Below are 21,421 nucleotides of genomic sequence, written 5' to 3' on the forward strand. Positions count from 1 at the left end.
GCCACTGGTCGTCGCCAGCGTCAGGCGTCCCGGCTGATCGGACACGTCATGCACCGGGGGCCGCCACGACCGCGGCCGAGTTCGCTGCTCGCGATCGTCACCACCTCGATCCCGTGCTTGCGCAACATGGTGTTGGTGGCGACGTTGCGCTCATAGCCGATCACGACGCCGGGGGCGACGGCCAGATAGTTCGTTCCGTCGTCCCACTGCTCTCGCTGCGCAGCCCGGACGTCCTCGTCGGTGGTCAGCACCGCGACCTCGTCGACGTGCAGGATCTCGGCCAGGGCGGTCCACGGATCGCGATTCCTCGAGACGCTCAGCCCGCCGGGTTCGTCACCGGCGGTGATCGTCCAGCTGCGCAGGTGCCGGTCTAGGTAGGGGTACAGCACGAAGGTGTCGACGTCGACCATCGACATCACGGTGTCCAGATGCATGAAGGCGTGGCTGCGCGGCAACTCCACGGCCACCACCGCCGTGGCCTGGCCCGCGGCGAAGAGTTCGAGCGCCAACGCCTCCACCCCCATGGCGGTGGTGCGCTCGCCCATGCCGACGAGGACGGCACCCCGGCCGATGACGTGGATGTCACCGCCCTCGATGGTCGCCGGTCCGTAGTCGCGGTCCTCGTCGCCGTAGTAGACGGGGACGTGGTGACCGGCGAACAGCGGGTGATGACGGTAGATCGCCCTGGTGTGGACGGACTCGCGCACGCGGGCCGGTTTCGCCATCGGATTGATGCTCACCCCGCCGTAGATCCAGCTGGCGTTGTCGCGTTGGAACAGGTGATTGGGCAGCGGCGGCAGGACGAAGTCGTCGGCGCTCAACGTGTGCCAGGTCAGCCCGCGCCGGCGCAGGGGGTGCAGATCGGCCTTGAGTACCCCACCCACCAGGGCCTCGGCCAGCTGCTCACCGTCGAGGTCGTCGAAGACGCGGCGCACCTCGTCCGCCAGCGACGCACCCAACCGATCCGGGGTGCAGACCCTGTCGAGGACGAATTCTCGCCCGTCGGGGTTCTCGAGGGTCTCGGCGAGCAACTCCCCGAAGTAGTGGACGCGAACGCCCTTGTCCCGCAACGCCTGGACGAAGGAATCGTGTTCCTCCTTGGCCTTGGACGCCCACAGCACGTCGTCGAAGAGCAGCTCTCCGATGTTCTGCGGGGTGAGCCTGGTCAGTTCCAGACCGGGACGATGCACGATCACCTCGCGTAGGGGGCCCGTCTCGGAACTCACCGAGAATCGTTTCGTCATGCGACGTTCCGAGCGTGCCGTGGTTCGGCGGACGGGATCGGTGACGTGGGTGAGGAGGCGGCCGGCTCGTCCACCGGTGCGGACATTTCGCCGCGGCGCTCCCGGCCCGCGGCCAGGAAGGCGTAACCGACCATGCCGGCGAGGATGACGACCAGTCCCTGGTAGACCACCTGATAACCGGCGGCGAAGGTCAGCCACATGGAGAACAGCACCCCGGCTCCCGCAACCGAGAGGTCCCGTGCCAATTGCCATCGATTCACTTCGCCACGGCCGGAGATCAGGTGGGTGAGCTGGGCGAGCGCGGAGAAGAAGTACGCGATGGCCACCGTCATGACCGTGAGGTCGACCAGGTACGTGAAGACGGTCAGTCCGGAACCGGACACGTAGCGCCACAACATGAGCAGCGACGGCAGGACCGCTCCGATCACGATGCCGAACCAGGCGGTCCCGTTTCGGTCGGGCCAGGCGAACTGGCGCGGGAAGAGACCGTCCTGGGCAATCGCCCGGGAGCTCTCGGTGACGATCAGCGTCCAGCCGTTGAGCGCACCGATGCCGGAGACGACGGCGACGGCAGCGATGAACGTGCCTGCCCACGGGGTGCCGGGGAACATCGCGCGGAACGCGTCGACGAAGGGCGAACCGGTATTGACGAGTGTGTCGTGCGGGACCAGACCCATCACCGCCCCGCTCACCAGCAGGTATAGCAGCGCGCTAGCGGCGGTGCCGATCATCGACGCCCGACCCACGTTGCGACGGGGATCGGTCACCCGCTTGGCCGTGATGGCGGCGGCCTCGACGCCGATGAACGAGAACAACGCCACCCCTGCCGCGATCCCGATCGCGGAGTAGAGGCTGCCGCCGCTGGCATTGAACGCCCCGAAGCGGCCGACGTCGACGAAGAGCCAGCCAACCACCCCGACGAACAGCAGCGGCAGGAACTTCAAGACCACCGTGACGTTCTGGAACCACGCCATTTGATGCACCCCAATGAGGTTGACGATGGCGGGCACCCACAGCCCGACCAACGCGATGCCCCAGTTGACCAGGCCGCTCGGATTGCCGAGACCAAGGAGGGCGTCGACGTAGAAGACCCAGGAGGCGACGATGGCCGCGTTTCCGGCCCACGCGGAGATCCAGTAGCTCCACCCGACCAGGAACCCGGCGAAGTCGCCGAACTCGTGCCGCGCGTAGGCGTAGAGGCCGCCGTCGCTGTTGGGTACCCGCTTCGTCAGCTGCCCGAAGAGCAGGGCCAGGATCATCGCTCCCGCGGCGACCACGGCCAGCACGACGATGCTCATGGTGCCGGCGCCCGCCAGCACGGCCGGCATGGTGAACACTCCGGTACCCACCACGCTGCCGATGACCAGACCGGTCGCCGAGGTCAGGCCCAGCGCGTGCGCCTTCTGCTCGTCGCGGCCGGACGACGAGACGGTCGGACTACCCGGTGTCTCCGGTGTCGTGGAACGCTTCACGTCGGGACCTCCCGTTGTCGAATGTGCCCTGAGGAAGGGAGGTCTCGGCCGCAGGAACGTCGTCGTCGACCCTTCGTTGCATGGCACAGGCTTCTCCCGCCGAGGTGACGGCAGTAGGGTCTTTGGGCCTGCCACCGTGGATCGGTTGGTCCCGACTAGGCCTCCGCCGCAGCGGTTTGGCAAGGCTACGGTTGCTGGCGAAGGCGCGGGATCCTGTCTACCGTCATGCGCGTGTCGAACGAAACCCATCCCGCCGAGCCGCATTCCGGTTCGGTGTCCTCGAAGCTGAACTGGTTGCGAGCGGGCGTCCTTGGCGCCAACGACGGCATCGTGTCCACTGCGGGAATCGTGGTCGGCGTGGCGGCCGCGACCGCGGCGCGCGAACCGATCCTCACCGCGGGAATCGCGGGCTTGGTGGCCGGCGCCGTGTCGATGGCACTGGGGGAGTACGTCTCGGTCAGTACCCAGCGCGACACCGAGCAGGCGCTGCTGAGGAAGGAACGCGGTGAACTCGACGAGTTCCCCGAGGCCGAGTTGGACGAACTGGCCGCCCTGTACGAGGCCAAGGGATTGTCGACGGCCACGGCCCGGACCGTGGCCGAGGAGCTCACCGACCACGATGCCTTCGCCGCGCACGTCGAGGTGGAGCTGGGCATCGATCCCGACGACCTGACGAATCCGTGGCAGGCGGCGTTCTCGTCGGCGCTGTCATTCACCGTCGGTGCACTGCTGCCGTTGGTCGTCATTCTGTTGCTGCCCAGCGCGATTCGCATTCCGGCCACCGTCGTGGCGGTGCTCTTCGCCCTGGTCGTCACGGGCTCGGTGTCGGCCCGGCTGGGGGGAGCGCCCATTCAGCGCGCCATCGTGCGCAACGTGGTCGGCGGAGGACTAGCACTGGGCATCACCTGGGTCATCGGACACGTCGTCGGCGCGGCCATCGCCTGAGTGCGCCGGCCGTCAGCCGATCCGGTGACGGGTCAGTGACGGACGATCAGCACCGAGCATTCGGGGTGCCCCAGGATGGGATGGCTGTGGGGGCCGACTATCTGGGCCACCCGCCGCGACTCTTCCGGCCCGACGACCACCATTCCGATGGGCTCCTCGTCGTCGTTGAGGAACTGCACCAAGCCGGACCGGGTCGTCACCGGGTAGACGTGAACGTCCGGATAGCGCTGCCGCCATGACTCCACCGCGCGGTCGAGTTCGTCGTAGGGCGTGAAGCCGAAGTCCTCCTGCCACAATCCGACGGCCAACAGGGGCGCGTGTCTTAGGCGGGCCTCGTCCATCGCGGTCATGACGACGTCCTCGTCGTCGGTGCAGACCTTGACCGCGACTGCGATCCACTCGTGGTGCGGTCGCCGACCCTCGCCGCGGTCGCGGATGATGGCCACCGGGCAGCGGGCCTCGTTGGCGACCCCGGTTGCCGTGCTGCCCCAGAACTTCTCGGAGACGACGCCGATGCCCGTCGTGCCGAGGCACACCAACTCGGCGTTGCGGGACTCGGCGACGAGCAACGCCGTCGGGTCTCCGCGAAGGATCGCGGTCTCGACCTTGACGTCCTTGCCCGTGGCCTCGATCGCCGCATCGGCCTGACGCAGCACGGTCTCGGCGTATTCGATCCCGAGCGGGAGCTCGACCGGCGACGTGCGCGCAGTGGACGATTCACTGGCCACGTGAACGAGACGCAGCGGAACGTCACGCGAGATGGCTTCGTCGACTGCCCATTGAGCGGCGTGCACGGCGGCCCGGGAGCCGTCGATGCCGACGACGACCGTGGCGCCCGGTGGGATGTCTGTCACGTGAGTCTCCTTGGCACGGGAACCTTCAACCCCGCACGCTAGCCACCGTCGCGCCGGCGGGGCGGGGTCGAAGGTCCTCGACCGTTGGCCGTTGGTCACCACCTGGGAGTCCACCGGCCGCGGGGTGCCGTAGGGCAGACGGACCGGTGACCAATGGCCCGTGACGGGTTGCCCAGGCCCGTCTAGCGTCGACCCCGTGGACGTCATCGCACGTCCGGCGTTCAATCAGGGAGGACGAACGATGGCAACCGCCACCGGTCGCGCGGGCATCGTCGTCGGTGTCGACGGATCGTCGGCGTCGAAACTGGCCGTGCAGTGGGCAACCCGAGATGCGCTGCTGCACGACGACGCGCTGACGTTGGTACACGTCCTGCTACCGCCGGTGGTGATGACCCGGCCCCCGGTGCCGATGCCCACCGAGTTCCAGGAGTGGCAGGAGGCGCAGGGCCGGGTCGCCCTCGCCGAGGCGACCGAGATCGCCCACGCCCAAGCCCACGGTGCCGAGCTCCAGCTCGACACCGTGACGGCGACCGGTGCCCCCGTGACATGCCTGACCGACCTGTCGAAGGACGCACGGTTCGTCGTGGTGGGTAGCCACGGACACGATCCACTTCGGCCCATGCTGGGTTCGGTGAGTTCCGGGCTCACCCAGCATGCCCACTGCCCGGTAGCGGTGGTCCACGATGACGACCCACTGCTGCCCCTTCCTGCGTTCGCGCCGGTCGTGGTGGGCATAGACGGGTCGCAGATCGCGGAGGCGGCGACCGCGATCGCCTTCGACGAGGCGTCGCGGCGAGGTGTGGAACTGGTGGCCGTACACGCGTGCGTCGACTGGGGCGGCTGGGGCAACGCCGAGGTGGACTGGCCGTCCGCGGAGCCGGCTGGACGCGCGCTGCTCGCGCAACGGCTATCGCGTTGGCAACAGGACCATCCCGAGGTCACGGTGCGGCCCGTGGTGGTGCCCGACCACGCGGCCGTCCATCTCCTGGAGGAGGCCAAGCACGCCCAGCTCGTCGTCGTGGGAAGTCACGGCCGCGGCGGGTTCGCGGGAATGTTGCTCGGCTCGGTCAGTTCCGCCGTGGTGCAGACCGCTCGGATCCCCGTCGTCGTCGTCCGGGAACCGTGAACGCGTCGACCGGTGGAGCGGTCGCCCCCTTGGCACCGAACACGCCGTCATCGAGCGCTGCCGCACGGGTCGCCTCCGCATCCACCAGCGAGGTGCTGACTTGGCTGGACGCTTCGGTCGACGGACTGTCCAGCACGGAGGCGGCAGCCCGCTTGGCGATCCACGGCCCCAATGCCGTCAGGACGCACGCCGTCAGCGCGCTGGTCATTCTGGGACGCCAGCTGCGCAGCGCGCTGCTGGTCCTGTTGGCGGGAACGGCGGTGCTGTCGTACTTCCTCGGGGACAGCACCCAGGCGGTCATCATCGGCATCATCCTGCTGGCCAGCATCGGGTTGGGCTTCGTCAACGAGTACCGAGCCGAGAAGACCGCCGCCCGACTGCATTCGAGTCTCAGGTACACCGTCATGGCGTGCCGCGACGGACGCTTCGCCGCTGTCGACGTGACGACGCTGGTGCCCGGTGACGTCGTACGGCTCGCGCTCGGTGAAGTGGTGCCGGCGGACGTCCGACTGCTAGAGGTCGCCGGGTTGGAGTGCAACGAGAGCATCCTCACCGGTGAGTCCACCGCCGCCGAGAAGTGGGTCGAACCGACGAAGACGTCGGTCTCGCTGGCAGATTCGCACGACCTGGCCTTCATGGGCACCATCGTCAGCGCCGGGGAGGGCAGCGGGGTCGTCTACGCCACCGGCGCCGACGCGCAGTTCGGTCGCATCGCGGCGGGGCTCGGTACGCGTCAGCCAGAGACCGCCTTCCAGGTCGGCCTGCGGCAGTTCTCCTATCTGCTGCTCTGGGTGGCACTGGCCTTGACCGCGGTGATCCTTCTCACCAATCTGCTGTTGAGCAGACCCATCATCGACTCGGTGCTGTTCGCCCTCGCGATCGCGGTCGGCATCACACCCCAGCTGCTGCCCGCCGTGGTCAGCACCAGCCTGGCCACGGGTGCGCGACGGTTGGCCAGGCTGAAGGTACTGGTCAAGCGATTGGTGTGCATCGAGGACCTCGGCGACATCGACATCCTGATCACCGACAAGACCGGCACGCTCACCGACGGGCGGATCACGCTGGTCGACGCGATCGACTCCAACGGCCAATCGGTGGAGCGGGTCCTGCGCCTTGGGCTCTTGGCGACCGGGGTGGACTCCACCAGGGGTCCGGCCGCTACCAACGCGCTCGACGCCGCGCTGTTGGAGTCGCCACGCGCCGCCGATCTCACCGCGGCCGGCCCCGAGCTCGTCGCCACCCTGCCGTTCGATCACGATCGACGGGCGGCGTCGGCGTTGCTCGGCAGCGGTGCCGATCGAGTCCTGGTGGTCAAGGGAGCGCCCGAGCAGGTGATGGCCAGGTGCGTCGGCGTACCCGACGCGGCGTCGTCGACGCTGGATCGAGCCTTCGCCGCCGGACGGCGCGTCGTGGCGGTCGCCAGCAAGCCTGCCCCCGGGCTGACCGGGATCCGTGCGGACGACGAGTGCGGCCTGGCACTGGACGGCTTCCTGGTGTTCGCCGACGAACCCAAGGCCGCGGCACGGGACTCCCTGGCACAGCTCGCGAAACTGGGCATCGAGGTCAAGGTCGCCACCGGCGACAACGCGAAGGTCGCCGAACGGGTCTGCAGCGAACTGGGATTGACCTGCAAGGGCACCGTGACCGGGTCCGAACTGGAGATCCTCGACGACGCCGCGTTCGACGAGAGGGTCCAGGCGTGCACCATCTTCGCCAGGATCACCCCGGAGCAGAAGGCGCGGTTGATCACCTCGGCACGACGCCACGGACGATCGGTGGGCTTCCTGGGCGACGGGGTCAACGATGCGCTGGCCCTGCATGCGGCCGATGTCGGCATCTCGGTGGATACAGCCACCGACGTCGCCAAGGACGCGGCCGACGTGGTGTTGCTGGAGAAGGATCTCGGCGTGCTGGCCGCGGGAGTGGCCGAGGGGCGCCGGATCTTCGCCAACACCATCAAGTACGTGTTGATGGGCACCTCGAGCAACTTCGGCAACATGTTCAGCGCCGCGGCCGCCTCGGCGGTACTGACATTCCTGCCGATGCTGCCCAGCCAGATCCTGCTGAACAACCTCCTCTACGACACCTCGCAGCTGGCCATCCCGACCGACCGCGTCGACGAGGAGCAGCTGCATGCCCCCGCGCATTGGAACATCGCCTTCATCCGCCGCTTCATGGTGACCTTCGGGCCGATCAGCTCCCTGTTCGACTTCCTCACCTTCGGACTCATGCTGGGGGTTCTGCATGCCGGGCCGGTCGGCTTTCGCACCGGCTGGTTCGTCGAATCCCTTGCCACGCAGACACTCATCATCTTCGCCATCCGCACGCGCCGGATTCCGTTCTACCGCAGCACGCCGGGTGGCATCCTGACGGCGGCGACGCTCGTCGTGATCGGCATCGGCGTCGCGCTGACCCTGTCACCGCTGGCGCCGACCCTGGGATTCGCGCCGCTACCATGGCAGTACTTCGTAGCACTACTCGCGATGGCGGTCCTCTACCTGGTGCTCGTCGAGCTGACCAAACGGGTGTTCTACGCCGATCCGGTCCGGCTGCATGGTCAACCTCACCGCACCCGGGGCATCGAACACCGAATCCACCGGCGCGCTGCGATATTCAGTCACGGCGGCTGAGTGCCGCGGGACGCCAATGGAGTCCTAAGACCCTAGTCGCGGTGAGCCCGAAACCGCAGCATGAGGTGGTCTCGTGGCGATGGCCACGAGGGTTCGTCGTGGGAGGCCATCACGCGGCAGCACGAGGCCAACGTCCCGTTCTTCGTCTGGTTCAACTCGACGCACATGCACTTCCGCACCCACCCGAAACCCGAGAGCGTCGGCCGGTCGGGGCGCTGGCAGTCCACCTACCACGACACGATGATGGACCACGACGACCTGATCGGCAGCCTGCTGGACACCCTGGATGAGCTCGGCATCGCCGACGACACCATCGTGATGTACTCGACGGACAACGGTCCGCACATGAACTCCTGGCCGGACGCCGGAATGACTCCGTTCCGCAACGAGAAGAACTCCAACTGGGAGGGCGCGTATCGGGTCCCGGCGCTGGTGCGGTGGCCCGGCCGCATCGCGGCGGGAAGGGTGCTCACCGGCATCGTCAGCCACAACGACTGGTTCGTCACGTTGTTGGCGGCCGCCGGGGATCCCGACATTGCCGAAAGGTTGCGGGCCGGAACCGATCTGAACGGGGTTCGCTACCAGGTGCACCTCGACGGGCATGATCAGTTGCCATATCTGACGGGTGCGGTCCCCGACAGCCCGCGGCAACACTTCTTCTACGTCTCCGACGACGGGGATCTGACCGCGCTCCGGTTCGACAACTGGAAGATCGTCTTCTTGGAACAACGTTGCGAAGGCACACTGCGGATCTGGGCCGAGCCCTATACCGTGCTCCGCGTCCCCAAGATCTTCAACTTGCGCACCGATCCGTACGAGCGCGCCGACATCACGTCGAACACCTACTACGACTGGCTGCTGTCCCACGCCTACCTACTCGTTCCGGCACAGGCCTATGTGGCCAACGCGATCGCGTCGTTCGCCGAGTTCCCCCAGCGCCAGAAGTCGGACAGTTTCAGCCTCGATGAAGTCATGGCCACGTTGCAGGAAGCGACCAGCGGCAACAGTTGATCGGCTCGATGGCGGAGGCGGGTCGTGGATCTCGACCAACTGCTCGTCGTCACGTTCCAGATCAGTTCGTTCATCATCGTGTTCGGCTACGGACTCCGAGCCGAATTCGGCGATCTGCGCTACCTGCTTGGTCATCCGGTACTGCTGCTGCGTTCGTTCTTCGCCGTCATGGTGGTGATGCCCGCGGTGGCCGTCTTGCTGGCCCGTTGGTTCGACGTCGCAGTCACCGTCGAGATCGCGCTGGTGGCACTGGCCATCTCGCCACTGCCGCCCCTGCTACCGATCCGGGAGTCGAAGGCAGGCGGGGGGCAGGACTTCGGTCTCGGGTTGATGATCGTGCTGGCGGCGACGTCCATCGTCCTGGTTCCGTTGGCCGTCCGATTGATCGGCGCGAGCTTCGGCCGGACGTACGTGACCGCGCCCGCGACGATCGCGGTCGTCACGTCGACGTCGATCTTGCTTCCGATCCTTTCCGGCATGGTGACGCGGGCCTGCGCGCCGAAGTTCACCGCCACCGTCGCCGAGCGGGTCAATCGGGTGGGTGTGGTGTTCCTGCCGGTTGCGGCAGCCGTGTTGGTCGCCGCCGCGGCACCGGATGTCTGGCGTCTGGTTGGCGACGGGACGCTACTCGTCGTCGCGGCGTTCGTGGTGACGGGCTTCGCCGGCGGGCATCTATTCGGTCGACCCGAACTCGAACATTCAGCGGTGCTGGCGTTCTCAGCCGCATGTCGGCATCCTGGCACGGCGCTCGCGGTCGCGGCGATGAACTATCCCGACCACGATCTGAAGGCGGCGGTCCTGATCTACCTGGTGGTCAACGTCGTCGTGGGACTCCTGTATGCCTACTGGCTGCGGGCGAGGTTTCGGCGTCGTGGCCGCGGGCCGGCCCCTCGCCGAGTAGACCCACCTGCACCGGGCGACGCAGAGTCGGCGAGGAGGCCGAGAGGGTGGTCATAGCGCCGACCGTGCGGGCCCTCGACTAACCGCGTCCACCGCTGGCCGGTTCGGCGGCGTCGAGCCGCGCCAGCACCGAGTCCGCCCACCGGCGCACGTGTGCTGCATCCCGCCAGTCACCCGCCTTCTTCTTGGCCATGGCGCTGGCCGGGAATCCTCGCGCATCGGGGCTGAGGCGACCGCCGAAGGTGACGTGGCCGCGGGCACCCACCCTGGCCATCAGCTTCGCGACCTGCCTGGTCGGCGGGATGACCCCCTGTGTGGCGGTGTCATCGAGCGGGCCGGTGCTGACCAGCCAAACCGGCAGTCCGCGAAGCGCTTTGGCGTGGCGGCGGACGAGACGTCGCGCATCGCGGTGCCACCGGTTGGCATAGAGCGCACCAGCGACGATCACCACGTCGAAACCGTCGAGGTCATGGACGTCACGGGCGGGTGCGATCGTCACGGCGCACCCGGACGCCGTCAACGCGTCACCGATCATCGAGGCCAGGCCGGCGGTGCCACCGCGGGCGGATCCGAAGGCGATGAGTACTGTTCGTCGATCCGTGGTCATGCCGCCATGGTTCGCCGGCTGGAGTCGACGGCGTAGGGCCGATCGACGTCGACGGCGGTGCCGTTCGTCCCGGTGCCGATGACCTTGGACCCCTCTGCGACGGGTCTCGAGTCAATAGGGTCGGATGCAACCACATAGGACCGATCCGTGGAGCGCGAATGAGTCTGACGGAGTCAGCAACGGCGATCGTGGTGGGCATCGACGGCTCGGATGCCGCCGTGCGCGCGGCCGAATGGGCAGTGAACGAGGCCATCGGCAGGGGGCTGGCGTTGCGGCTGGTTCACGTCATCGAACCGGGTTCGGAGGCGGTTCGGCTGGAGGACGAGTACGCCCGGCTCGCGCTGGACACCGCCCTGCGCGCGGTGGCGGCCATCTGTCCGGATGTGGTGGTCGAGGCCGCCGTTCGCCGCGGAGGCATCGATGCGGTACTCGTCGAGGAGTCGCGGTGCGCCGCCATGATCTGCATCGGATCACCCGGTGATCGGGATGCCTGGGAGGGTTCGGCAGATGACGAGACCACGGCCGCCACGCTGACACGGTCAGCCGGCTGCCCGGTGGCCATCGTCGGTGTCGCTGATTGCGCCGACCACGAAGACGTCGCAGCCGCCGCCCGCTGTGTCGCCGTCGTCGTCGACGAGGCGTCCGAGTGCGAGCGACTCCTGATGCACGCCTTCACCGAGGCCGAACTGCGTGGGTGCGCGGTTCTGCTGGTGCAGCGTCGACGTTCGGTGTCGAGCCAGCACCGCCTCGACGCGTTCGAGCGTCTGGTGAACAGGATGCAGGCCGACCATTCCGAGGTCGAGGTGCACCTGGCGGCCGTGGGGACGGACGTTGCCGCGTTCCTGGCCGCGATCACCGCTTCGGTGGCGGTGACGATCGTCGACGGAGTTGGTGGACAGGCACGTCCGCGGCAGCGGGACGCGTTCCCGTCACACGCCCGATGGATTGGGGTGCAATCGCTTTCAGCGGAGTCGTGCGCCACGGTAGGATGAGTCGACGATGCGTGACGTGACGGTGCAGACCCGGGCGCCCGCCAACGTCGTCTTGGACGTCGACTCCAGTGCGGTGCGGCGGTCCAGCGCGCTGGTCCTGTTCCTGGTGTTCGCCTGGCTGGTGGTGCTGTTGCAGCGCAATCACCATCACCCCGACTGGCAGGCGGGCGGGCGTCTGGCGTGGTCGCTGGCCATCCTCGTCACCGTGGCGCTGATCTGCCGCGGGATCTTCCTGGGACGACCGGTGACGGCGGCCCATGCGGCCGCAGCGTCGGCAGCACTGCTGGCCGGCCTCGGGGCGCACCTTCTGTCGTTCGATCTGCTCGGCAACGTCATGATCGCCAGTGCGGGTTGGGTGTTGACGTGGCCGACCTCTGCCCGGCTTCGGCACGATGAACTGCCGAGAGTGTGGGCGCTGGTGGATGCCACCCACGGGGATCCGCTGGCGCCGTTCGCAATGCAGTCGCGCAAGAGCGCCTTCTTCAACGCCGACGGTACGGCGATGCTGGCGTACCGTACCCGGGCCGGTTTCGCGGTGGTCAGCGGCGATCCGATCGGCGATGCGACGCGGTTCCGGGAACTGGTCGAGGACTTCACCGCGACGTGCCACGCCCGTGGCTGGCGCATCGTCGTGCTGGGGTGCAGTGAGAAGCGTCTTGGATTGTGGGACGGGCGGATTCGGCCGGCATTGCGGGCGGTGCCGTTCGGCCGTGACGTCGTCATCGACGTGGCCCGTTTCGACATGGTCGGGCGCAAGTACCGCAACCTGCGGCAGGCCGTGCAGCGCACGAGGAACACCGGGGTGAGCACCGAGGTCGTCGCCGAGGGGGACCTCGACGACGCCACGCGGGCGGAGCTGATCGACGTGCTGTACGCCTCGCATGCCGGGGTGCGCACCGAGCGCGGGTTCTCGATGATCCTGGACGGCGCGCTCGAAGGGCGTTATCCCGGCGTGCTGTTGGCCATCGCCAGGGACCGATCCGGCCGCGTGCAGGCGTTCCATCGGTACGCCATGGCTGGTGGTGGCAACGATGTGTCGCTTGACGTGCCATGGCGCCGACCGGGGGCCCCGAACGGCATCGACGAACGCCTCAGTGTCGACATGGTGGCCTGGGCCCGCGCGCACGGCGCGCGTCGGCTGTCGCTGGCGTTCGCCGCCTTCCCCGAGATCTTCGACGACCGGGATCGCGGTCCGGTGCAGAGAATCTTCTACGTTCTGATCCACTTGGGGGACAGTCTCATTCGGCTCGAATCGCTGTATCGGTACCTGGCCAAGTATCACGCGCTGGGGGAGCGGCGCTATGTGTTGCTCTCATTGCGCCACGTGGTGCCCGCCCTGTTCGTGCTGTTGACGCTGGAGTTCACGCCGCACCGGCGCAGGCTGCCACTGCGCGCGGACTCCGAACGTCGCGATCCGCGGGCTGCGTAGGGTCCGGCGGTGTCGTCGCGCTGGTGGGCGGCGATGGGTGGGTCTGGTCGGGCGGATGGGGTGTCACCGGGTTCGGTGGCGGGGATGACGCCTCGGGGTGGCCAGGACGCCGGGTCGTGGGGGTTCTCGGGTGTGGTTGCGGTGCGGAGGCGTTGGGGGTGGTGGTAGTGGTTGATCCGGTTTTGGCCGGTGTCCAGGGCCCGGGGGTGGGTGCCATTCGGTGTCGTGGTGGGCGTTCATGCGGGTGGTCCAGCCGCCGGGGCCGACGGGGCGGTTGTCGGGTCCGCAGGCCAGGGTCATCTGGTTGACGTTGGTGTGGCCGCCGTCGCGCCAGTCGGTGACGGTGTGGTGGACCTGGCTGCGGTAGGCGGGCACGGGGCAGCCGGGTTTGGTGCAGCCGCCGTCGCGCAGGATGATCGCCAGTCGTTGCGCGGTGGAGGCGGTGCGGCGGGCCCGGAAGAGGTCCAGCACCGCGCCGGTGGCATCGTCGAACATCCCCAGGTAGTTGGTGGCGTTGCGGCGGGCGGCCATGGCGAGGACGTCGCTGATCGGGAGGGTGGTGCCGCCGCCGGTGGTGGCGGTCCCGGTCATCGTCATCAGGTCTTGCAGGGTGGTGCGGATCAGGATCGAGGTGGGCAGCCCGTTGAGGCGGCCGAGGTCACCGCGTTCGAGGGCGCGGCGTCCGATGTATTCGAGGGCGTCGTGGTGGCGTTGGGCCGGGGTGCGGGTGTCGGCGTCGATCTGGGCTTGGCGGGGGGTGCCCGAGAGGCACGGCTGGCCGTCGGCGGGGTTGCACATGCCGGGGCGGCGATTTTCGCCATCAGCACTTCCCATACCGCCCGGCAGGCCGGGGTCAACGTGGCGGTGAATTCGGTCATGGTGTCGTGGCGTTGGGGGCTCATGCGCGCGCCGCGGCGGCGGTGGCGTTCGGCGTCGTTGGGGGGTGCGCCGTCTTGGTCGAGCAGGAACAGGGTCTGGTCGATCTGATCGCGCAGGGTCTTGGGTCGGTCTGCGACGCCGTGGCGGACCCAGTCGGCTTCGATCTGAGCGCGTTCTGAGGGTTGGACCCAGCCGGGGATCTTGGCGATGCCCTTGCGGAGGATTTCGACGTGTTCGTGGGTGAGCATGCCCATCCGTTGGGCGATGGCGACCGCGGGCAGGGTCGGGGGAAGCACCTGGCCGGTGATCGAGCGGCGCGGGCCGAGCAGCGCGGCTTGGGTCAGGCGGATCCCGGCCTCGCTACCGGAGAGCCGCCATCGGGTGGCCAGGACCTCGCGCCAGTTCTTGGCGCCCATGTCGATGGCCGTGGTCTGCTGTTGCAGTTGGGTCAGGGCGCGGTGTCGGTGAGCCGCGGTGCGGCACTCGGCGTCCTGTAGGGCGTCGAGCAGTGTGACCGCGTCATCGGCGGTCAGCGTGTCCAGGTCGTAGGCGTCGAGTTCGTCGTGGATCGCGCGCAGCGCCGCGACTGCGGCCAGGACCCGATCCGATGACATGACTCGAACATACCTTCGACCACCGACAGGCACGCCCCTGCTGTGGCCACTGAAACCACAGTGGCACAAGAGCTTTTGGTGAACGCTCACCCCTGATTGCGTAGCACTGCCGCACCGTCGAAGCGGCCCGCCTGCAAGTCCTCGAGGGCCTGCTGCCCCTGCTCCATGGGATATTCGTGCGTGGTGACCTGGAGGTGATGGTCACCGGCGAACTGGAGGAACTCCCGGCCATCGGCGCGCGTGTTGGCGGTGACACTGCGAATCTCGCGCTCGTAGAACAGGTCTCGCTCGTAGTTCAGCTCAGGGACGTCGCTGAGGTGGATCCCGGCGATGGACAGGATCCCGCCGCGGTCGAGCGCCTGCAGCGCCGTGGGCACCAGGTCGCCGACGGGCGCGAACAGGATGGCACCGTCCAATGGCTCGGGGGGTGCGTCGTAGGCCCCGGTGGCCGATGCGGCACCGAGGCCGAGAGCGAGCCGTTGCGCTTGCTGGCCGCGAGTCATCACGTGGACGGTGGCACCACGCGCGAGCGCGATCTGAGCGGTGAGGTGTGCACTGCCCCCGAAGCCGTAGATGCCCAGCCGGCCGCCGTCGGGGAGGGAGACGCGCTGCAGGGCGCGGTAGCCGATGATGCCGGCGCACAGCAGCGGCGCGAGCTCGTCGTCGTCGTAGTGCTCTGGCAGGCTGTGTGCGAAGTCGGCTGGCACCGTGCAATATTCGGCGTATCCGCCATCGGCGTCCCACCCGGTATAGCGGGAATTCGGACAGAGATTCTCCGCGCCGCGCAGGCAGTACCGGCACCTGCCACACGTGTGGCGCAGCCATGCGACACCGACCCGGTCGCCGACCCGGTGTCCAGAGGTCCCCGGCCCGAGTTCTGCCACCGTACCGACGATCTCGTGTCCCGGGGTCACCCGCGCCCGGTGCGTAGGCAGGTCACCCTCGCTGACGTGCAAGTCGGTGCGACACACTCCGCACACGTGTACTCGCACCAACAGCTCACCCGCCGCGGGGCGTGGGATGGGGCGACTCTCCCAAGTCAGGGGGTGCGAATCGATGGGCCCTGGCTTGGTGACCGCCCACGCGTTCATCGTGTCGGTCACGGTGGCCCTCCATCGGCGTAGCCCGGTGGCCGTCGATACCCGCCGGAGTCGTGCCGTCCATCATCACACCAACGGCCGGATTGGGGGATGCGTCGGGCCTCGAGTTTACCGCGACGCGAAAATTGGCGGCCCGCAGTTGCGGCGCTTGCGCTACACCGAGTAGTAATTATTAAATGTGACGTTAATTTTTGCTGGACTAAACGAGATCAATTGCCCTTCGCGTTTATCATCGACCGGTGAACGACCGTAGATCGGGCAAGTCCTTCGTGGACGAGCGTTTCGGCGACCACGAAACCGCCCGGCAGTTCATCGTCGCCAATGCCGACGAGAATCCGGCATTTCGGGAGTTGATGGGCCAGCTGGCCGGCGAACCCGACGCCGTCGCCCGGTTGGTGAAGTCCGTGCTCACCGATACCGACCGGCTGAACGCTCTGCACGACACCGGACTGATGGACGGCGCCCCGCGAATGGCGCTCGATCAGTTCGCGGCACTCACTGCCGAAGCCCTCGGAATTCCATTCGCTGCATTATCCTTGGTCGACCAGCACAGGCAAGTCTTGATTGGGTGCAATTGCGGCACCGACTCGTTCGAGAGGTCTCGGCCGCTGGAACTGTCGATCTGCAAGTACACCGTCGCGAGCGGTCAACCGTTGGTCATCGACGACACGACAGCACATCCGCTGCTGGTCGACCATCCGATGGTCGTCAACGGTTCCATCCGCGCCTACGCCGGCGTTCCGCTGCGCGACGGCAGTGGCAACGCCGTGGGGACGTTGTGCGCGTGGGATGACCATCCGCGTCGGTGGACGGGCGGCCAGGTCCAGATCCTCGAGGACCTGGCGTCGGCGGCGAGAGCCAAGGTCTTCGACGAATGAACCCGTACCCCGAGATCGAGCACGAGGACCGACGCGACTGATGACGACACTGCAGGAACTCGACTTCTCGTCGCTGCGATCGACCACGCCCTTCAAGATCTCCCGTAAGCGGTCATTGGCCGAGCGAGCCAGAACCGACCCATTGAGCACGCTCATCACGGTCTCCATAGACGTGGCGTCGGCCTCGGTTGGTGTGGCACTTGGGACGTGGTGGGCGGTGATGACCGAACCGAGCCTGCCGCCGCTGTGGATCCCCGCGCTCTACGTCCTGATCGCCGTCGGGTTGCTAGCCGTTCGAAAGGTCTACCGGCGTCGGCTCAATCGCCGATTTCTCGACGAGATTGGACCCGTCCTCACCGCGCTGTCACTGGCGGCCATGCTGCTCCTGAGCGGGATGGAACTGACAGGGTCTCCCGGGCACATCGGCGGCCTGGCGGCAAGAGTCTGGATCTGCACCACGGCGCTGATGCTGCTGTGCCGATGGGTCAGGGCGGTCGTCCAACGCGCGCTGCGCAAGCGCAATCACCTGGTCTCTCCCGCCATCATCGTCGGCAATGGGCATGTTGCCCAACAGATCATCGAACGGCTGGCGGTCAATCCGCAGTACGGCCTGTCGATTGCGGGGCTGGTGGACACCCAGCCGCCGTGGTTCGGGACGGAACACGGTTCGGCACCCGACATCGACTACCTCGGTACGCCGGAGACCATCGATCGGGCGATCCGCCAGACGGGCGCCGAGGGAATCATCATTGCCTTCTCCCTCACCCAGGACCAGCTGCTGGCTCCCGTGGTGCGCGTCGCTCACCGTCACGGGCTACGGGTGTGGGTGGTGCCAAGGATGTTCGACTCGGTCGGCGCGCACGTCCGTGTGGAGCACGTCGGAGGTCTGCCACTGATCGCCGTGCCCCACACCAATCCTCAGGGCTGGCAGTTCACCATGGTCAAACACGTCGGCGATCGGATCGCCGCCGGCCTTGGGCTGCTGTTGATCTCACCGATCTTCCTGACGTTGATGGTGCTGGTCCGGATCAGTTCCCCGGGTCCCATCTTCTTCCGCCAACCCCGTGTTGGACGTGATGGACAGGTCTTCGATTGTCTGAAGTTCCGATCGATGCGACCGCCCCGGGCGTCGGACGCCGACTTCGAACCGGCGGCAGGCCAGGCGCCCGGTGGTGTCGAGGGGGTGGACCGCCGCACCAAGATCGGAAGGATCATGCGCAGAACGTCGTTGGACGAGCTGCCCCAACTGCTCAACGTCGTCAAGGGCGAGATGAGTCTGGTCGGTCCCCGACCAGAGCGCCCGGAGTTCGTCACCTTGTTCGACGCGCAGATTCGCCGCTACGGCGAACGGCACCGCGTCAAGGCCGGGGTGACCGGATGGGCACAGGTACACGGACTTCGTGGCCAGACCTCGATCGCAGATCGGGCTGAATGGGACAACTACTACATCGAGAATTGGTCCTTCGGTCTGGACATCAAGATCCTGTTGCTCACCGTCCTTGCGGTGTGTCGCCGCGCCGAATGATGCTCCAGGGGCGCCGCCGTGAGCGCGTCACCGGCGCGGCGGGAGCAACAGGACCGAACAGTCGGTGGCCCGCAGCATGAATCGGCCATAGTTGCCAAGGAGTCGCGTACCCGCATCTCCACGCGCGACCACGACCAATCGCAGCGGGGTGTCGAGTTCGGCGAGGAAGGCCGCGACATCGGTGGGCGTCATCAGTGATCGATGGCGAACGTCGGGATGCCCGTGGAGGAAGTCGGCAACCCGCCTGTCCACGTCCTCGGGGAGCAACTCGTGCAGGCGCGCCGTGGTCAGGTTCAGGACCAGCAACCGGGCATGGCGCAGAGTCGCCTCCCGAACCCCCGCGTCGAGCACGGCCTCCAGGTCCGACGGGTCGTCGACGATGACGGCGACGTCCGGTGGGGACGGGGACGCGCCGTCGTCGGTGGTGCGGATGACCGCGACGGGGCAGGACGCGGCAGCGGCGACGGCGGAGGCGGTCGCGCCGACGAACTTCGCGGCCTGTAGGGCGCTGCTGGCCGAGCCGAGACAGATCATCGAGGCGTCGGCGGACTGCTCCACCAGCGTCTCGACGACCGGTCCCTGGACGACGTCGCTCTCGACCTCGACGTCTCGACCGGTCTGGCCGATCGCGTACTCGACGGCGTGCAGGGCTGCCTCACCGTCGCGGACCTCTTGCTCGGTGTCGAAGGCCGTCGACTGTACGACGTGGATCAACCGCAGCGGAACGTCACGGGTGGTGGCCTCGTCGACTGCCCAGAGCCCGGCGCGAAGCGCCGATCGCGAACCGTCGATGCCCACCACCACCGATGACCGAGAGACGTTCTGCGGCATGCATGCTCCCAAACCGTCGTGACGATGATGCTGGCCTTCGACGTTAGCGCGGACCCACGGTGCACGACGCAGGCTTGGGACCCCTGGCCCGGGGCCGAAGGTCCCCGCCAGCAGGGGCAAACGTCCGCGGCCGTCCGAACGTGCTCTGGGAGAGGACCTTCGGCACTACCTGGCGGCGAGGTAGGCGAGCACGGTTGATCGGTAACGGTCATCAGTTGGAGGAGAAGACGTGAACGAAGTCGCCCGTGCCGCTGCCGTCGTCGCCGGAGGCGTCGTCTCGTGAGCGCCGCACTCGTGCAGTCCGATCACGTCCGTCGAATCCTCGCTGCGCGCGGACCGTTCGCATCGGTCTACTTCGACGACTCGCACGACGCCACGGACTCCGCGCGTCGACTGGACGTGAAATGCGGCGACATCTTGCGGGAGCTGGAGAGCCTTGGCGCGGGCGCTGCGCTGGTCTCTGCCGTCGAGCGCGCCGTCCTCGGGGCCCGGCCGCCGGCCGGCCCGAGCGGCCGCGGTCTCATCGTCACGGCCGACTGGACGGTGGTCGGTGAGCACCTTCCGGCGCCCCCGGCGCATTCGGTGGTACGGGTCTCCGAATTGCCCTATCTGGTCCCGCTGGTCGACTACTGGTCTACCCCGACGACGTACCTGGTCGTCGCGATCGATCATCTGGGCGCGGATCTGTCGACCTTCCTGGGTGATCGCACGCGCACCGAGACCGTGGAGGCGGGCGCGTATCCCGTGCACGCGGCGGGCAGTGCCGAGAACTACGGCTTCGGCGCCCAACAGCACCGGGTGGAGGAGGCGATCCGACGCAACGTCCGCGCGGTCGCCGACGCCGTCACCGAGAGCTACGACCGCGACGCGCCCGAGATCGTCTTCGTCATCGGTGACGATCGCGTCCGGGCCGAGCTCGCGTCGATGTTGCCCGAACGCGTCGCGGCGCGGCTCGTCCGACCCAGAGTCGGCGCCCGTCACACCGGCCTGGATGAGACGGTCCGCCAAGCGATGAACCTGGAGTTCGAGAACCGCCGGCGAGACGTGGTCGAGGATGCCACGAGCAGGTTCCGCGCCGAGTCGGGACGCAGATCGGGTCTTGCCGCCGAGGGGCTGACCGACGTGTGCGCGGCACTGCGAGAGGGCGCCGTGGCGACACTGATCCTCGGCGATCTCGGCGACGAAACCGTCGTTGCCGGAGACGAACCCGCCTTGATCGCCACCGACGCCGATGCCCTGTCGGAGTTCGGCGCGGCTCCGACCCGGATACTGCGCGCCGACGAAGCGGTTCCCTACGCCGCGCTCATCGGCGGGGCGGAATTGGTGCACGACGAATCGATCGACCTGCGCGATGGCGTGGCCGCGGTGCTGCGCTTCGCCGTCGCGCCACTGGATACCCGAACGGAAGGACGACGGTGATGACGATCGAACAGCGGGCCCACCCGGTAGTCGTCGGTGTCGACGGCACCGCGGAGGCGATCGACGCGGCGCGCTGGGCCGCCGGACTCGCAATGTGGCACGGCCAGCCCCTTCACCTGGTCTACGCCTTGAGCGGGGTGGACGAGGCGCTTCTGATCCTGACCTCCGCACAGCAGGAAGATGCCGGCGAGTACCCGCGTCACATCGGCCAGGCGGTCCTCGACAGGGCCGCCGACGCGGTCCATGCCGAGTATCCGACGTTGCACGTCAAACAGACCCTCAGTCATCGCAGCCCGACGGATGCGCTCCTCGAACACGGCTCCCACGCGCGACTGATCGTGCTTGCATGCGCCGACGTCTCAGCCGGGGGAGCGCTGCTGGTCGGATCCACCACCCTCTCCGTGGCGACCCGCGCGACGTGCCCGGTGGTCGCTTGGCGCGGAAATGCGTTGGCACCCAACGATCTGCCCGTGATCGTCGGAGTCGACGAGGGGCGGGTCTCGGACACCGCGCTCCTGACGGCCTTCGAGCTGGCCGACTGCCTCGGGGTCGGCCTCACCGCGGTCAACGCCGTGTCCCCGCGCCGCGAGGTCGGGGACGTCGACCTGCCGATCCTGCTGGACTGGTCAGCGCTCGAGGACGAGGCCCGGCAGCGGCTCCGCACGGTGGTGGACCCGATCGCCGCACGCTGGCCAGGCGTCCGGGTCTCCCATGTCGTCGAGGTCGGCAAGGCCAGTCGGGTGCTCTTGGGCCGCGCCTTCGGGGCGCAACTCGTGGTCGTGGGTTCGCGCGGTCGCGGTGGGGTTGCCAGTGCGCTCCTCGGGTCGACGGGACTGAGCCTGCTGCACCACAGTCCGACGCCCGTCGTCATCTGCCCTTCCGCTCGCGCCGAGGAGCCGACCAGCAGCCAGGCGCAACGGTCCGGCGCCGCTGCCGCCGCCCACTAGACGGCCGTCCGAAGCGAC

General features: G+C 67.9%; 17 protein-coding genes and 1 pseudogene. 11 read left to right on the top strand and 7 right to left on the bottom strand.

Annotation, left to right across the window (positions count from 1 at the left end; translation table 11 throughout):
- Positions 1-20: 20 nt before the first annotated feature.
- The gene (locus SBI80_RS14345) at positions 21-1,226 is read right to left on the bottom strand and encodes an arginine deiminase (RefSeq protein WP_318975454.1); all 1,206 of its coding nucleotides are present in this window, start codon (positions 1,224-1,226) and stop codon (positions 21-23) included.
- 14 nt (positions 1,227-1,240) lie between these two features.
- The gene (locus tag SBI80_RS14350; protein ID WP_318975455.1) at positions 1,241-2,716 is read right to left on the bottom strand and encodes an APC family permease; all 1,476 of its coding nucleotides are present in this window, start codon (positions 2,714-2,716) and stop codon (positions 1,241-1,243) included.
- Positions 2,717-2,947: 231 nt separating this feature from the next.
- On the opposite strand from SBI80_RS14350, the gene SBI80_RS14355 reads away from it, so the two are divergent.
- Entirely contained in the window at positions 2,948-3,661 is a 714-nt protein-coding gene (locus SBI80_RS14355; RefSeq protein ID WP_318975456.1) for a VIT1/CCC1 transporter family protein, read from the top strand.
- Positions 3,662-3,693: 32 nt separating this feature from the next.
- Here SBI80_RS14355 and SBI80_RS14360 read toward each other — a convergent pair whose 3' ends face one another.
- The gene (locus tag SBI80_RS14360) at positions 3,694-4,515 is read right to left on the bottom strand and encodes a universal stress protein (protein ID WP_318975457.1); all 822 of its coding nucleotides are present in this window, start codon (positions 4,513-4,515) and stop codon (positions 3,694-3,696) included.
- Between the two features lie 241 nt (positions 4,516-4,756).
- Between SBI80_RS14360 and SBI80_RS14365 the strand changes: the two genes are divergently transcribed.
- Genes SBI80_RS14365 through SBI80_RS14380 form a run of 4 tightly spaced genes read left to right on the top strand, consistent with a single transcriptional unit; the run spans position 4,757 to position 10,239 of the window.
- Entirely contained in the window at positions 4,757-5,641 is an 885-nt protein-coding gene (locus SBI80_RS14365; RefSeq protein WP_318975458.1) for a universal stress protein, read from the top strand.
- A gap of 29 nt (positions 5,642-5,670) precedes the next feature.
- The gene (gene mgtA, locus SBI80_RS14370) at positions 5,671-8,271 is read left to right on the top strand and encodes a magnesium-translocating P-type ATPase (protein WP_318975459.1); all 2,601 of its coding nucleotides are present in this window, start codon (positions 5,671-5,673) and stop codon (positions 8,269-8,271) included.
- A 60-nt stretch (positions 8,272-8,331) separates the two neighbouring features.
- Positions 8,332-9,282 (top strand): sulfatase-like hydrolase/transferase, encoded by a 951-nt coding sequence (locus SBI80_RS14375; protein WP_413232723.1) that lies wholly within the window; start codon positions 8,332-8,334, stop codon positions 9,280-9,282.
- 24 nt (positions 9,283-9,306) lie between these two features.
- Positions 9,307-10,239, top strand: coding sequence for a bile acid:sodium symporter family protein (locus SBI80_RS14380; RefSeq protein ID WP_318975460.1), 933 nt, complete (start codon positions 9,307-9,309; stop codon positions 10,237-10,239).
- A 22-nt stretch (positions 10,240-10,261) separates the two neighbouring features.
- Here the strand turns inward: SBI80_RS14380 and SBI80_RS14385 are convergent, their stop codons facing one another.
- On the bottom strand, positions 10,262-10,789 hold the full coding sequence (locus tag SBI80_RS14385) for a flavodoxin domain-containing protein (RefSeq protein WP_318975461.1): 528 nt from the start codon (positions 10,787-10,789) through the stop codon (positions 10,262-10,264).
- Between the two features lie 158 nt (positions 10,790-10,947).
- Between SBI80_RS14385 and SBI80_RS14390 the strand changes: the two genes are divergently transcribed.
- The gene (locus SBI80_RS14390) at positions 10,948-11,781 is read left to right on the top strand and encodes a universal stress protein (RefSeq protein ID WP_318975462.1); all 834 of its coding nucleotides are present in this window, start codon (positions 10,948-10,950) and stop codon (positions 11,779-11,781) included.
- 7 nt (positions 11,782-11,788) lie between these two features.
- Entirely contained in the window at positions 11,789-13,210 is a 1,422-nt protein-coding gene (locus SBI80_RS14395; RefSeq protein ID WP_318975463.1) for an MprF family protein, read from the top strand.
- Between the two features lie 63 nt (positions 13,211-13,273).
- On the opposite strand, the pseudogene SBI80_RS28245 reads toward SBI80_RS14395, so the two are convergent.
- A pseudogene (locus SBI80_RS28245) lies at positions 13,274-14,703 on the bottom strand (HNH endonuclease signature motif containing protein).
- A gap of 86 nt (positions 14,704-14,789) precedes the next feature.
- Entirely contained in the window at positions 14,790-15,794 is a 1,005-nt protein-coding gene (locus SBI80_RS14410; RefSeq protein WP_318975763.1) for a zinc-binding alcohol dehydrogenase family protein, read from the bottom strand.
- A gap of 248 nt (positions 15,795-16,042) precedes the next feature.
- On the opposite strand from SBI80_RS14410, the gene SBI80_RS14415 reads away from it, so the two are divergent.
- Positions 16,043-16,681 (top strand): GAF domain-containing protein, encoded by a 639-nt coding sequence (locus SBI80_RS14415; RefSeq protein ID WP_318975465.1) that lies wholly within the window; start codon positions 16,043-16,045, stop codon positions 16,679-16,681.
- A gap of 40 nt (positions 16,682-16,721) precedes the next feature.
- On the top strand, positions 16,722-18,206 hold the full coding sequence (locus SBI80_RS14420; RefSeq protein ID WP_318975466.1) for a sugar transferase: 1,485 nt from the start codon (positions 16,722-16,724) through the stop codon (positions 18,204-18,206).
- A gap of 27 nt (positions 18,207-18,233) precedes the next feature.
- On the opposite strand, the gene SBI80_RS14425 is transcribed toward SBI80_RS14420, so the two are convergent.
- A complete protein-coding gene (locus SBI80_RS14425; RefSeq protein ID WP_318975467.1) occupies positions 18,234-19,037 on the bottom strand; it encodes a universal stress protein in 804 nt (267 codons plus the stop codon).
- Positions 19,038-19,316: 279 nt separating this feature from the next.
- On the opposite strand from SBI80_RS14425, the gene SBI80_RS14430 reads away from it, so the two are divergent.
- The gene (locus SBI80_RS14430) at positions 19,317-20,456 is read left to right on the top strand and encodes an Rv2629 family ribosome hibernation factor (protein WP_318975468.1); all 1,140 of its coding nucleotides are present in this window, start codon (positions 19,317-19,319) and stop codon (positions 20,454-20,456) included.
- Entirely contained in the window at positions 20,456-21,403 is a 948-nt protein-coding gene (locus SBI80_RS14435; protein ID WP_318975469.1) for a universal stress protein, read from the top strand. The genes SBI80_RS14430 and SBI80_RS14435 overlap by 1 nt, the downstream gene beginning before the upstream one ends.
- Positions 21,404-21,421 lie beyond the last annotated feature (18 nt).

Source organism: Mycolicibacterium sichuanense (genome assembly GCF_033741125.1).
GTDB lineage: Bacteria > Actinomycetota > Actinomycetes > Mycobacteriales > Mycobacteriaceae > Mycobacterium.

Excerpts from the sequence above, each read along its gene's own strand:
- SBI80_RS14365 (WP_318975458.1), top strand. The coding sequence starts at position 4,757 with ATGGCAACCGCCACCGGTCGCGCGGGCATCGTCGTCGGTGTCGACGGA.
- SBI80_RS14375 (WP_413232723.1), top strand. The coding sequence starts at position 8,332 with ATGAGGTGGTCTCGTGGCGATGGCCACGAGGGTTCGTCGTGGGAGGCC.
- SBI80_RS14385 (WP_318975461.1), bottom strand. The coding sequence starts at position 10,789 with ATGACCACGGATCGACGAACAGTACTCATCGCCTTCGGATCCGCCCGC.
- SBI80_RS14390 (WP_318975462.1), top strand. The coding sequence starts at position 10,948 with ATGAGTCTGACGGAGTCAGCAACGGCGATCGTGGTGGGCATCGACGGC.
- SBI80_RS14395 (WP_318975463.1), top strand. The coding sequence starts at position 11,789 with ATGCGTGACGTGACGGTGCAGACCCGGGCGCCCGCCAACGTCGTCTTG.
- SBI80_RS14410 (WP_318975763.1), bottom strand. The coding sequence starts at position 15,794 with ATGAACGCGTGGGCGGTCACCAAGCCAGGGCCCATCGATTCGCACCCC.
- SBI80_RS14420 (WP_318975466.1), top strand. The coding sequence starts at position 16,722 with ATGACGACACTGCAGGAACTCGACTTCTCGTCGCTGCGATCGACCACG.
- SBI80_RS14425 (WP_318975467.1), bottom strand. The coding sequence starts at position 19,037 with ATGCCGCAGAACGTCTCTCGGTCATCGGTGGTGGTGGGCATCGACGGT.
- SBI80_RS14435 (WP_318975469.1), top strand. The coding sequence starts at position 20,456 with ATGACGATCGAACAGCGGGCCCACCCGGTAGTCGTCGGTGTCGACGGC.